Below are 14,324 nucleotides of genomic sequence, written 5' to 3'. Positions count from 1 at the left end.
TATTGTAAAATTAAATTAGATAAAACATGCAAAAATTATTTTTTTTTTTACATAACTTTAATAAGTGCTTCATAACTATGCGTTTTTTTGCATGATTTAGTAAAATTATACAGAGTTATATTATTAAAAGAGCACGCAAACAAAAAAACTTAAAACTAGCCAAAACAATTCACGTATGAAAAAAAGTTTACTCTTTTTTTTCCTGTTGTTATCTGGCCTCACCTTGCAAACTTTTGCGCAGGGTCTGACCATTACAGGAAAAGTAACATCCGCCGAAGATGGTGAACCATTGCCGGGTGTAACTGTAAAAGTTAAAGGTACAAGCACCATTGCGGTAACAAATTCTAATGGTATCTATACCATTAAAGCTACCCCCACCCAAACACTGGTGTTTAGCTACATTAGTATGGTTACCCAGGAAATAACTGTAGGCACGCGCACATCTATTTCTTTAAAGCTAGCTACTGATGCCAGCAAACTAAGCGAAGTGGTAATTACATCCTATAACATTGCAAGAGATAAGAAAAGCCTTGGCTACTCTACCCCTACAGTTAAGGGTGATGAAGTATCTCAAACACAACGCGAAGACTTTTTTGGCGGCTTACAAGGCCGTGTGCCAGGCTTGTCTGTTAACAGCACAAATGGTAGCCCGGGTGCTTCAGCACAAATTGTACTACGGGGCTTTGTGTCCATTAGTGGTGACAACAACGCCTTGATTGTAGTAGATGGTGTGCCCATTAACAACACCACGCTAAACCAAACCAATCAGTTGGCTGCAGGCGGGGCAAATCAGAATCAGGATTATTCCAACCGTGCAATGGATATCAACCCTAATGATATTGAGACCTATACCATTATGAAAGGTCCGGAAGCTACCGCCCTTTATGGGAGCGCAGGTGCCAGCGGTGCCATATTAATTACTACCAAAAAAGGCAAAAGCGGCAAGAGTACGGTTACCTATAACAACTCATTCAGGGTTGAACATTTAAACAAATTCCCTGAAATACAACAGGTTTATAACTCAGGCACAAATGGTGTATTTAGTGCAGGCACTTCAAATTTTGAAGGGCCGCGGTTTGTAGCTGGCACACATATATATGATAATATCCGCGCTTTTTATCAAAACGGCTTCGCCCAAAAGCATAATCTTTCTTTTGAAGGTGGCAGTGATAAATTTACCTATCGCTGGTCAAATGAGTATAGCGATACCAAGGGGACCGTGCCAACAACAACCTATACCAGGTTTTCATCGCGCTTAACCGGTACGGCCGAAATATGGCCAATGTTAAAGCTTACCACAACTTTCAACTATATTAACTCTATAAACAACAAAGTAAACAAAGGTCCAAATGGTGAGCTGATGGAGCTATTGCGATTTAGCTCAGCATTTAATATTAAAGATTACCAGGATGCAAATGGAAACCGCATTTTACACTTAGCCAGTATTTATAGCGAGTTTGATAACCCACTATGGGATGTTAACAAAGACCCTAACCAGGATAAAACCAGCCGTATATTGGCTAACACCAATTTCCTGTTTACTCCGGCAAAATGGTTATCAGTTAACGCCATTATTGGAGCTGATATTGCTACTACCAACGGTATACAGGTTTATAACGGGCAATCTTATAAAGGTTCAGGCTCGGCAACCAATCCAACAGGAGGTCAAATCTCACAATACCAAGATTTTGCCAAAATATTTAACGGATCATTAACTGCTACAACCAAACAAAATTTTGGTCAGTTTAATGGTACCTTTATTGTTGGCGCCACCTTTAATGATTTTAACCAAAGCACCACCTCACAGTTAGGCACCCACCTGTATGATCCCAATTTCTATAGCATTAACAATACGGCCGTAACCTTACACCCATTGCTGTATGTTAACCGCTACCGTACGGTAGGTGCTTTTGCACAGGCGGTATTGGGTTATAAATCCTTAATTTACCTTACGTTATCGGGCCGTATAGATGGCAGTTCGAGGTTGGCAACCAGCTTTGATGCCATTACTGGTGTTAAACCTCCTAATCATCCATATTACGCTTACCCTTCAGCCAGTTTGGCCTTTAATTTTACCGATCTGGAAAGTGTAAAGAACGCATTACCATGGTTGGAATATGGTAAACTTCGTGCTTCTTACGCGCTTACCGGTAAAGATCCATGGAGAGTATATGCCTTAGGTACTAACTATGCGGGGGCAGCTACCACCGGTGGCGGTTATGCCTTATCCTACTACGGTGGTAATGCAAGTTTGAAACCTGAAACATCAAAAAACTTTGAAGCAGGTATCGAACTACAATTCTTAAAAAACCGTATTGGTATTGATTTTGACTTTTATAATCTACGCAGTGTAAACCAGATCATCAACCCAAGATTAAGCTATGGTACAGGTTATGTACTTGAACTGCTAAACGGTGGTACGGTACAAAACAGAGGTATGGAAATTCAACTTAAAGGGCAGCCTGTTAGATCAAAAGATTTTAACTGGAATACCACCTTCAACTTTGCACGCAACAGAGGTACAGTGCTTTCAATCGCCAACCAATTCCCTGAGTTATATGATTCTGATACATGGGTAATTGGAAACATACGAAGCGCGGTGGCCCCGGGTTACAGTACAGGTAACCTTACCGGTACCCGTTTTGACCGCAACAAGAACGGCCAAATCCTGATTGATCCTTCATCTGGCCTACCGGCTGTATCTGACGGTACTTTCTACCCAATTGGAGACAGAACCCCGAAATTCACCCTAGGCTGGCAAAACCAGTTAACTTACAAAAGCTTCACCCTTTCATTCCTTTGGGATTTGCGTTATGGCGGCGATGTAGTTAACGGTACCGAATATGAAGCCTATACCAAAGGTATCAGCGTAAAAACCCTTGATAGGGAAACCCCGCGGATAGTTACCGGCGTACTTAAAGACGGGCAAGAAAATACAAATCATCCAACTCCAAATACCATAGCGGTTACACCTTATTCAAACTCTTTGTTCTACAGCACCAACGTATCGCCAGAGATGTTTATCGAGCACAACATTAAAGCTTTAAGGCTGCGTGATATTACCTTAAATTATGATTTTCCCCGGACAATCATTAGCCGCATTGGCTGGATACAAACTTTAGGCATATACTTTACCGTAACCGATGCTTTCTTGTTCAGCAACTACTCTGGTACCGATCCGGAAAGTAATGCAACCACTGCGACATCAGGCGGTATTGGCGGCTACGGCATTGATTATGGTAACGTAGGTAAGCCCATCGCGTTTAACTTAGGTTTAAGAGTTAGATTATAAGAGCAAACAAAAATGAAGAATTTATATAAAACAACAGCAACAATAGTTGCATTACTTGTTACCACAAGTTGCAATAAGTATCTCGATATCAATTCCAATCCAGCAGTACCTCAGTCTGTAAAAGCGGAATTTCTTTTACCCCCCATTGAATTTCAAATGACCAATGGAACTGCACAGGATTACCAGCAAATTTGGAAGGTAACCCAAAATATGGGCGGTACATCTACTGATAACTCATCATTGGTTTGGGAGCAGCATACATCTACCTACCCTTCCAACAGCGATGTGGGCGGTGTAATATGGCGGATGAACTACGCCGATTTAGGCCTTAACCTGCAACACATGATTGATGATGGGATAACCAATCAGAAATACGAATATGTGGCAATAGGTTATGCTATTAAAGCTTGGTCGTTCCAAATGTGTACCGACCTTTACGGGCCAATAATTTTGGATGAGGCCTTTACACCTAATCAGTTAACTTTTCATTATCAGGATCAGCCTGATGTTTATAATAGGGTAAGAGAGTGGTGCTACTTATCGCTTAAATACGCAAAAATGAAAAGTCCACTCAACTATACAACTCAACTGCAAGGACTTACAGGAGACGGCATATACAAAGGCGATATGACCAAATGGCGAAAATTTGTTTACGCATTATTGGCATTGCAATACAGCCATTTAACAAACAAGGCTGAGTTTAAAACTCAATATGCAGATAGCGTATCTAAATTTGTCGATCTTTCCTTTGCTAACGAATCAGAAAGTGCAACTGTATATTTTGCCGCTACAACCAACGTTGATGCGAATCCACTCGGCCCGTCAAAAGCATATATGACCACTAGCAGCAACGGCTGGTATTATGGCCGCCCAACTACCACTATTTTAAACTACTTAACAGGCGGTGTAAGAGGTACGGCAGTGCCTAACTCTTCGTCATCTATTGATCCCCGCTTAAGCCGCCTACTACTCCCACTGGTAAGCACTGCAACACCGCCGGTAATATCTTATATTGCTATCACGCCAACAAAGGGCAGCACTACCAATACGGTACCGGCAGTGTATGGTGCCATACCTGCAGGAGGTACCACCTATCCGGGCAGATATATTTTCACCGACAGGGCCCGATACCCGCTAATGACCTATAGCCAGTTACAGTTCGCTAAAGCCGAGGCCAAATTTATACAGGGTAATAAAGGCGATGCCTATACTGCTTATGTAAACGGCATACGTGGACACATGGATTTTTTCAACCTGTACGGCCGCGCCTCTGCAACTCCTGATCCAGTTATCTCTGCACCTGAAATTAACGCATACATGATATCTTCGGAAGTGGCACAAACCGCCGGCGACCTTAACATTGCCGACATTATGGGCCAAAAATATATTGCACAATGGGGCTGGGCCGGTTTAGAAACCTGGTGCGATTTAAGGAAGTACCATTACAGTCCTGCCGTTTTCAGAACTTATTATCAATTAGCTACCCTTGGTGGACTGGCAGGTGTTAACGCAGGCAAATATGCCTACCGTTTTAGGCCGCGCTATAATTCTGAATATGTATGGAACTCTGCCGAGTTAATCAAATGGGGCGGTTTAACACCAACCTATATGACTCAGGAAACCTGGTTTAGTCAACCGTAATTGTTTTAATGTTAAAAAAATCAAAATGAAACCATCATGTGCAGCAATACACAAACCAAGCTTGCGGGTTCTTGAACACAAAAGCAAAATAGAAACTTGTGAAAAAATGAATAAGTTTTGGTTGCACATGATAGCTTCATCACTCTTAAAAACGAATTTATGCTGATGAAAAAGATATCAATTACATTAGTTTGTACCCTTGCTTTGGCACTTACCATAATTGGCTGCGGAAAAGTTGTACTGGATTATGGTGCCGTTGAAAAACTTTCTGCCGACCAGGCACTGCTAAAAGTCAATTATGTATCCGCTTATGCAGATAACCGGTCTGTTTTTTTTAAAATAAATGGCCAGCGCGTAAGTAACCTGCTCACTGGGCGCACCCCCTTCCCAGGGGGGGGGTATAATACCGGAGGTGCCAACAACTCAAATCTGCTCATCATCAATTCCGGAACGGTAAACTTTTCGGTGATACAGCCGCACAAAATTGATAATGGGCTTGATTCTGTTGTATTATACAGCACAGCTTTCCAGGCAGAGGCTGGTAAAAACTACAATCTGCATATTACAGATACCGCTGCTACAACTAAAAATGTTTTAACACAGCAAGATCTTACCCTGCCCGATAGCTCGGTAGTGCGTTATAAATTTATTAATCTGATGCCTAATGTGTCATCTATAGATTTGTATTATGGTGCTACCAGCGCAACCGCTGCCGATCAAAGTACCGATTCATTAGTGATGGGCAATGTTAATTATCTGCAAATGAGCGACTCTTTCACCTTAAAAGCCGGGGTATTAAAAACCTGGAAAATACGCATTGCCGGTGCTCCAAAAACGGCCGCCACTGTATTGGCTAGTTATTCAAGCACCAGCGTAGTTGCTAATCAGCGGGTATTTACTGCTTTTGCTTGCGGATATAGTGGAAAAGCAACACCGGCACAAAAGCCGTATATCTCGTTCTTCCTTGTCAGGTAAAGATTGGTACCAAAACAATAAAAGATAATACGAGTTGAATATGCTTACTGAAAGAGGATGTATCATTATTAAAAAGATCAACATCCTCTTTCTTTTTATCATGCTCAGCCCCATTATTACCAGGGCGCAACAGCCCCCTTTTGCAGTTTTTCAAATGCCAACACAATGGACTCATGACTTTTTAATGCATAAGCGGGCATTGGAAAATTGTTATTGAATACATGTTGAGTTTCACTGTTCTCAATAGTGATTTTTGACTCATCAATAGCTCCATTTTTGTCGCTTACGGCTTTAATATTTAGGCCAAATTCTTTGGCAAAGAAATGATACATAGGCACGCGTTTGGTAAATCCATAATCATGGTGATCATCGGGCAAGTGTGTGTTTACTACTTTCTCTTGTGCATTGTACAAACCATATACTTTTTTCAGGTAAGGGAATTCTATGGTTGGAACAGTTTGCGTCCAGTCATTTCCATCGGAAATTACAAGTTGTGGCCTTGGTGCAGCCATAGCTGCAATTTCAGCATTGTTGGTTCTGCCACAAGTATGTATAGGCAAGCCGCTCTCGCAGTTGCATCCTCCATAAAAACTGGATGATACCATCACTACCGGACAACTGGCTGTAATACGGTTGTCTAATGCAGCAATTAAAAAAGTTTGTGTACCTCCGCCGGAAGCACCAGTTACACCAACTCGTTTTACATCCGCGTCAGGTAAACTGAGTAAAAAATCAAGTGCTCTGATACTGTTCCAGGTTTGAATAGCCAATGCAAATCCAGTTTTATGGAAATTGTAACTACCACTCTGCTGGACGGATTCACCATAGGAATACATATCATAATCAAAGACAATTGCGCCCATCCTGGCTAGCGTACCACAACGGTATTGCATATCAGGGCGGTATCTGCCACGTTCATCCTGGATAAACTTATCTACTTTATTATAAAAATGACCGTGTGGACTAAGTATTACAGGATGCTGCCCACCGCTAATGGGACGATAAAGCGTACCACATACAAAATATCCGGGGATACTTTCAAATGCTACGTTTTCGGCAGTATAGCCATCCATTTTTCTTTTGTTTCTGTATACAGGGTTCAGTGCATTCCGTTTTGCGGAAAGATTAATTCCCATAGCTTTGAGCATACAGCTTTTCACTTCTTGCTTACGTGCTTCCCAGGCTTTTACATCAGGATAAAGTTTAAGCAATTCTTCCAAACGCTTTGACCCTTCTGAAAACTCTTTCCTGAAATATTCAAAACTGGTAATTTCATAAGTATCCTTATTTTTCTCTTTCCACACCAGATCCAATGGCTTGAGTACATTATCAAGTGTGGCACTTAGATCTGTACGTAATCGCCAATCTGCATAGTTAACTACTTTACCTTTTACAACCTTCGGTTCAAATTCTAAAGTAACATGATATTGCTTTTCAATATCTTTTAGAACCGTTTCAAGTGGTTTTTTAAACACCTCCCTGGATTCCTGTGCAGAGCGCTCTTCTGCAGTTTGCTGGGCATACAAGCTACTTGCAGTGCAACAAAATAGCGCTATGGTAATTATATTTTTTATCATTTGTATATTTTTAAAGTTTTGCACCCTCCTGTAAATTTTTAAAGGCCTCCATTATGGCTTTATGACTTTTTAAGGCATAAACAGGCATTGGAGTATCTTTTGTAAATGCGAGTTGGGCATCGCTCTTTTCTATTGTGATTTTGGATTCATCAATGTCCCCGTTTTTATTACTGATGGCCTTGATGTTTAAGCCAAATTGCTTAGCAAAAAAGTGATACATGGGTACGCGTTTCGTAAAAGCATAATCGTGATGATCATTAGGAAAGTGTGCGTTTTCTATAAACTCTGTTTTTTTATATAAGCCATACATTTTTTTAAGGTATGGAAACTCTATAGTTGGTACTGTTTTGGTCCAGTCGTTTCCATCGCTAATTATCAATTGTGGCTTGGGAGCTACCATGGCCGCGATTTCGGCATTATTGGTTAAGCTGCAAGCGTGTATCCCCAAACCACTTTCACATGGGCACCCACCGTAAAAACTGGATGACACGATAACAACAGGACAGCTAGCCGTAATCCTGTTATCTAAAGCCGCAGCCAGCAGTGTTTGGGTTCCTCCACCGGAAGCACCGGTTATACCAACGCGTTTTGGATCAGCTCCTGGTAATGTCAATAAGAAGTCCAATGCTCTGATACTATTCCAGGTTTGCATAGCCAATGCAAATCCTGTACGGTGATAAGATTTATTGCCAGTCTGAGCTACCGATTCACCCCATGCATACATATCGTAATCGAAAACAATAGCACCCATTTTTGCTAAAGCTGCACAACGATATTGCATATCCGGTCGGTACCTGCCTCGCTCATCTGGAATAGATTTATCTACATTGTTATAAAAATGGCCATGTGGAGAAAGAATAACAGGATATGATCCTTTGCCAGCCGGACGGTATAAAGTACCACATAAAAAGTATCCGGGGATACTTTCTATTGCTACGTTTTCCGCTATATAGCCATCCATTACCCGTCTGGAATGGAATATGGGTTTTAAATCATTTCGCCTGGCATTAAGGTTTATCCCCATGGTTTGCAGCATACAGTCTTTTACAGTCTTTTTTCGAGCTTCCCAGCCTTCTGAATTTGTACAAAGCTTAAGCAGGGCATCCAATTGATTTTTGCCTTCCTCAGCACTCTTTCTAAAATACTCATACCTGGTAATCTGATATGCATCTTTGCCTTTGGCTTGCCAAACCATATCTAAAGGCTTCAAAACATTATCCAGTGTCTCAATAAGGTCAGTCCTGAAACGCCAGTCAGCAAAGTTTACCACTTTATCTTTAGTGTTCTTGCTTTCATAGTCAAGTTTCACATGATACCGTTGTTCAATCTCTTTTAGTACTGTTTCCAACGGTTTTTTATAAACTTCTTCCGGTTGCTGTGCAAGCGCTTTTCCCAAAAGACACCACCCAATGCCCAACAAAACCAAACATTTCTTTTTCATATTCTTTAACGCTTAATAAAATCTAATGTTTTCTACTGTATTTATAGCTACCGGGTGCTCCTTTGCACTCTGTTCTGCTTCTTTTTTGGTCAGATTTGGATTTTGAGGCAATTTCCTTGGGGATAAAACAATGTCAGCATCTTCAGCAGAAAGGCAGTGCTTACCTTCAATGATCAAATTTTTAAATACCACATCAGATACCTTATGAATGGCACCATTTTTTGCTATAGTACCCGCAATAATGCTTTTATTCTCGCTTTTTTGATAGGCTGTATAATTGATAACCTCTACTCCCTTAATATACCCCACACCTCTTTGATCAGCATCCTTATTGTTCTCCTTATCATTGGAAACCTGGAACACGATCAACTGACGCTTGGCATTTCCACCTACAAACTCGGATTTGTTGTCTATGAATTTCACGTTTTCTATCGGTCCCTTTCCTGAGTACAAGGCTAAAGCACGATCTGCATGAACCACATCATTGTTTTGAAAGGTCACATTCCTGGCTCCGAAATAAGGATCTGATCCTATTTTTAAGGCAGATTTAACCGTCCAGAACACGCAGTTTTTTACCATGATATTTTCGCATAGGCTGTGGTCGGCTTTAACAGCAATGGCATCGTCTGAGGTATACATAAATACATCATCAACTGTTACGCCATTGCAGCCATCTGGGTCTGTTCCGTCCTGGTTGGCCAATGAAATATCATTGATGATTTTATAACCTTTCATCGTGATATTTGAAGAATGCAGGATATGAATATTAAAACCACCGGAATCTCTGATAATAACATCGTATATACCTGAATTATTGCAATTTACCATATTACAGACCCTTATTTTTTGTCCGGTTTCCGTTTTGATCTTTGTACCGGCCATTGCAATTACTCCTCTTCCCATAATCCGGGCGCGATCAGCCTCCGGGAAATAGATCAGAGCTCCTCTACCCTCAGTTATTTTTCCGGTTTTGTTATTCCCGTTATCATTGTAGTCAGTCAGATTACCTGAACCTTGAATGATTGCACCGCTTTCCAGATATAGGGTTACGTTTTTACGCATTAAAAATGTACCGGTCAGGTATTTGCCATTTGGCACAAATAAAGTTCCGCCGCCTTTTGAAGAGACCTGATCAATCGCTTTTTGAATTTGGTGAGTTTGCAGTTTGTTCCCTGTATTGTCCTGTACAAAGTCCATCAAATTGGCTACATTCTTATCTCCCAATTTGGGTGCATCTATTTCCGGGGCATCTGCAAAAATGAATAATTTTTCTGCTACGCCCTCTAATTGAAAAATAAGCTTACGCGGTTGAGTGAGGTTAAAAGAAATTTGATTGCCTGACTTTTGAGCGGCAATGTTATAGCTTAGTGGGCTTAAGGTGTATTTTAGAAAGTTCTGAGCAGAGGTAACCACTAATTTTGCTTCGCCGGTAAAAGCAAAGCGTGCATAGCTGATGTCTTTAAATTTCTCTACAAAAACTTCTTTGCCATTTACAGTCAGCGTATAAATATTGCTTTTTTCTGCTCCGGGAATAGTCGTATACAACATTTCCTTGTTTTGGCTAAAGGCATTTGTTGCCAGCAGCAGCAGAAATAAAAATTTAAACTTCTTTATCATCTTTTATTTTTTTAACTACCAATATTTCAATCTTATCTTTTTCCAAACCGTCCGACAGTAGTGTTACAGTGATTTTCCCAGGAATGCCAGTAGATCTAATGACATTCTTTACCGGCACATCTATATACATTGTTCCTTCCATTTGGGCTTGCTTGTCTGTATCTGTAGTAAATGTATCTGGTCCAACTAATGTTGCAGGACCATCTACTTTCCAATGTAATTGAGGGTTTGCGCCAATAACGTGGTGTCCGGCTGCGTCCACCACATCAGCTGTCAGGATGGCAATTTCGTTCTTTGCCGCTTGCAGCTTTAAATGAGATGTGCTGAGTTTTAAACGAGCTGGCGGTCCAGCCATGTAAAGCGTGTCGCACACTTTTAATCCTTTCTTATAGCCCAGGGCAATTAATGTTCCCTTGTTTACCGATACATTTTTAAATACAACACTTTGAAGATTATTGGAATCTGGATACAAAACCCCCAGGTCTTTGCCCTCACTAATTAATCGCACCTGATCGCAATTGGAATCGACTATAATATCCCTTCTACTACCTAAATATCTGGCAGTCCAATTATGTGGATGGATAAAGATCATGGGCTTTTTAGCATGATTGGCCTGATACAAATAATAAACATATTTAGGTACACGATACAGGTCTACCCAACCTTTAGGGTTTAAGTGTAATAAAGGGCTGTTGCGGTATTCCCGGTCGCAACCATGATCGGCATAGCACCAAACTATCAGGTTTGTCATATCAATGCGTTCATCTGCTTTGACTTTATTTTTTATCCTTGCCCTGGCATGTTGCCATTCTTCATTACCAGCATGCTGAGAACTTTCCGGTTCAAAATCTTTGACATCCTTATTATACCAGCCGCGGATAGTACATTGAAGTAAACCTCCAAACTGAACATTCTGATCTGTATTTACCGCATATTTACCTGCTGATGGACCAACAACAGCACGTGCATGAATAATTCTGGTTGTATCTTCTTTTACAGCCCATTCTGAATTTGCCGCATGATCAGTTTCATCGCCCATGCCCCAAAAAAGAATACTTGGGTGGTTACGGTCTCTTCTGATCATTTCCCGTAATTGTTGTTGTTGTACTTCGGTTGAAAAAGGTTTATTTTTAACATTAGGTAAATCTTCGCAAACCATAAGACCCAGGCTGTCACATAAATCATAAACATAAGGATCCTGAGAGTAATGGGTTCCTCTGTAAAAATTCATCTCCAGATTCTTTTTGATGTCCAGCAGATCATTTCTGGACATCCATTTGGGAATTGCATCGCCCAACCAGGGGTATTCCTGATGCCGCATAATTCCTTGTATATTAAGCTCTTTACCGTTTAAGATCAGCCTGTTTTTAGTATAATCCCAGTAAAACCAGCGGAAACCAAAAGTACTTTGGTATATATCTGAAACTTTACCCTCGCTTTGGATTACTGAATGTACTTTATAAATCGATGGAGATGATGGTGACCACAGCATCGGTTTTTTTATGGGAGCTGACTGTTGATCTATTGCCACCAAAGTACCTGGTGCTATGATTTTGCTGGTGACAACTTCTGCAACTATCTCATTTTTAGGATTGGTAATAATGGTCTTTAATCTACACGTTTTAGCTTGCTTAAAATCGTTTTTAATCCATGTCTTTATGTGTACAATTCCCTGTTGATCAGAAACTACAGGTGTGGTAATGAAAGTGCCTCCTTCATGAGTTGCTGAGCCTTGAAAAGGTACATACAATTTATCGGTGACTACCAGTCTTACATCCCTGTAAATTCCACCATACAAATCCCAGTTGCCTGCATCCATGGGCGGAATTGAGAATCCATCACGCTGCTGATTATTTACTGCCACAGTCAATACATTATTACCGGATTGAACAAATCCGGTTAGGTCGAAATAAAAAGAGGTAAATCCGCCCTTATGTTCACCTAATAAATGACCATTAAGCCAGACTTTACAGTATTTTTGTACCCCGTCAAATTCAACAATGATTCTTTTGGATTGCTGTGATTTACTGATTTGTAAATTTCTCTTGTACCATCCCCAGCCTTTCCACCAAAAATCACCATCTTTTGGTGAAGGGTTACGTATAAAGGGATGTTCTTGCCTTGTGGTTTCATATGTGCTCCAGGTATGCGGAATGGCAATATGACTTTCATTTCCGAAAGCTTCACCAGCCTTTTCATCAGCAACATAACTAAAAGTCCATCCTTCGTTAATCAAGCTGGAGGTTCTTGCTGCGATTTCTTTTTTCTGTGCAGCTGCAACGGTAAACAGTAACATTGCACATATGAATAAATGGGTAAATCGCTTCATACTTTCTATTTAACTTCGACTGTTGCGAATGTTGTTTTGATCGCTGCATCACTAAGTGTCAGGCATTTCTTTCCATTAATTTCCAGATTATCAATTTTTACTGCAATCTGATGTGCATCATCTAAACCTTTTATTTCAGATGCTGCAGGGAAAGGTGTATAAAATTTGCAATTGGTAATGGACACATTTTCCATCTTGCCTGCTTTACTGTCTGCATTTCTTTTGTTAATCACGAATTGTATTCCCATCTTTTTAGCATCGGGATAATTGCTTTCAAAACGATTATTTACATACCTTATGTTCTGGTATAAGGCACCGTCAGAACAATACAAAGCCATACCTCTATCAGACATAACTACATCATTATCTTCGAATAAAACATTACTGATTGAAGTCCCTCTTGATTCTGTTCCCACTTTTAAAGAAGATTTTCTGGTTAGGAACACGCAACCTTTAACAGTTATATCCGAAGTTCTATTTACGGGGCCGTCATTTTTAGTCACCTTAATGGCTACATTATCATCGCCTGTATAGGCAAAACAGTTCTCTATGGTCACATGGGATGAGGCATCCGGATCGAAGCCATCTGTATTAGATAGCGTCACATCATTGAGCAGTTTAACTTTTTTAAAGGTCACATTGTCCGAATACATAATCTGTGTATTCCATGAACCCGGGTCGCGCGCTGTTATTCCTTCAATCAGCACATCCTTTGAGGATACGATGAGAAAGATTCTGAATCTGGCATCATCGCCGTATTTATCACGAAGTGCTCTTCCATTTCCATCAATAACCCCCAGCCCTTTTATTTCTACATGATTTGCATCCTGAATTCTGATAAAAGCATTTGGCTTTTGTGTGGTCTGATTTTTTAAGTCTGAAAGCTCATCAGAAGCTTTCCATACAGCTCCTGCGGCCATTAAGATCCTTGAATTAGAGGGAATGGAAAGCTTCCCTGTTTTGTACACCCCCGACGGAAAAAATAAGGTTTGCTTCTTTTGGGCAGCCTGATTGATAGCAGTCTGAATAATGCCGGTATTTATTTTTTCCATATCCAGATGATAGCTGTTTATATTGGCCATTTGCCCTGATAAATCCTGATCTTCAGTTGTTTCTGCAAATAGGAATAATCGTTGATTCTTGTTGATCGTGATTACCAGGTAGGATGCCTCCTTTAATTGAAACGCTAATGTATTGGGCTTTGTCAAGCTCCCTGTGATTTGTTTATTTAAAGGACTAATTACAAAATCACGAATGGTTTCGCTACAAGTTATTTCGATGTTTAGGGCAGTCCTCTGCTTAAAAGAAGCGTAATTTACATCTTTAAATACTGTAGTCTCAAGTGTTGTTCCATTTGCCTTAACAGTAAAAAAACTGTGGTTTGATGGTGCCTGGGCTATACTGTGTATGCTATTCAAAAGAATGATTATCAATAAACTAATTGTCCTCATA

At 40.4% G+C, this 14,324-nt stretch carries 8 protein-coding genes; 3 read left to right on the top strand and 5 right to left on the bottom strand.

Annotated features, from left to right (window positions below; all coding sequences use genetic code 11):
* Window positions 1-175: 175 nt before the first annotated feature.
* The 3 genes from P0Y49_09580 (at window position 176) to P0Y49_09570 (ending at window position 5,908) form a co-directional block, all read left to right on the top strand.
* The gene (locus P0Y49_09580; GenBank protein ID WEK21391.1) at window positions 176-3,292 is read left to right on the top strand and encodes a SusC/RagA family TonB-linked outer membrane protein; all 3,117 of its coding nucleotides are present in this window, start codon (window positions 176-178) and stop codon (window positions 3,290-3,292) included.
* A gap of 12 nt (window positions 3,293-3,304) precedes the next feature.
* Window positions 3,305-4,933: a SusD/RagB family nutrient-binding outer membrane lipoprotein gene (locus tag P0Y49_09575; protein WEK21390.1), complete on the top strand. Its 1,629-nt coding sequence runs from the start codon at window positions 3,305-3,307 to the stop codon at window positions 4,931-4,933.
* A 165-nt stretch (window positions 4,934-5,098) separates the two neighbouring features.
* Window positions 5,099-5,908 carry a DUF4397 domain-containing protein gene (locus P0Y49_09570; protein ID WEK21389.1) on the top strand — a complete coding sequence of 270 codons (810 nt, stop codon included), beginning with the start codon at window positions 5,099-5,101 and terminating at the stop codon, window positions 5,906-5,908.
* A gap of 116 nt (window positions 5,909-6,024) precedes the next feature.
* Here P0Y49_09570 and P0Y49_09565 read toward each other — a convergent pair whose 3' ends face one another.
* The 5 genes from P0Y49_09565 to P0Y49_09545 are packed head-to-tail and all read right to left on the bottom strand — an operon-like array spanning window position 6,025 to window position 14,323.
* Window positions 6,025-7,485 (bottom strand): acetylxylan esterase, encoded by a 1,461-nt coding sequence (locus P0Y49_09565; GenBank protein WEK21388.1) that lies wholly within the window; start codon window positions 7,483-7,485, stop codon window positions 6,025-6,027.
* Window positions 7,486-7,495: 10 nt separating this feature from the next.
* Window positions 7,496-8,926, bottom strand: coding sequence for an acetylxylan esterase (locus tag P0Y49_09560; GenBank protein WEK21387.1), 1,431 nt, complete (start codon window positions 8,924-8,926; stop codon window positions 7,496-7,498).
* 12 nt (window positions 8,927-8,938) lie between these two features.
* Entirely contained in the window at window positions 8,939-10,543 is a 1,605-nt protein-coding gene (locus P0Y49_09555) for a glycosyl hydrolase family 28 protein (GenBank protein ID WEK21386.1), read from the bottom strand.
* A complete protein-coding gene (locus P0Y49_09550) occupies window positions 10,527-12,872 on the bottom strand; it encodes a glycoside hydrolase family 2 TIM barrel-domain containing protein (GenBank protein WEK21385.1) in 2,346 nt (781 codons plus the stop codon). Before P0Y49_09550 ends, P0Y49_09555 begins: the two co-directional genes overlap by 17 nt.
* A gap of 5 nt (window positions 12,873-12,877) precedes the next feature.
* Window positions 12,878-14,323 carry a glycosyl hydrolase family 28 protein gene (locus P0Y49_09545; protein ID WEK21384.1) on the bottom strand — a complete coding sequence of 482 codons (1,446 nt, stop codon included), beginning with the start codon at window positions 14,321-14,323 and terminating at the stop codon, window positions 12,878-12,880.
* Window position 14,324 lies beyond the last annotated feature (1 nt).

Origin of the sequence: Candidatus Pedobacter colombiensis (genome assembly GCA_029202485.1) — a bacterium.
In the GTDB taxonomy this organism is placed as follows: Bacteria; Bacteroidota; Bacteroidia; order Sphingobacteriales; family Sphingobacteriaceae; genus Pedobacter; species Pedobacter colombiensis.
The sequence above is the reverse complement of the archived record's forward strand: the minus strand, read 5'-3'. Positions and strand labels throughout refer to the sequence as shown.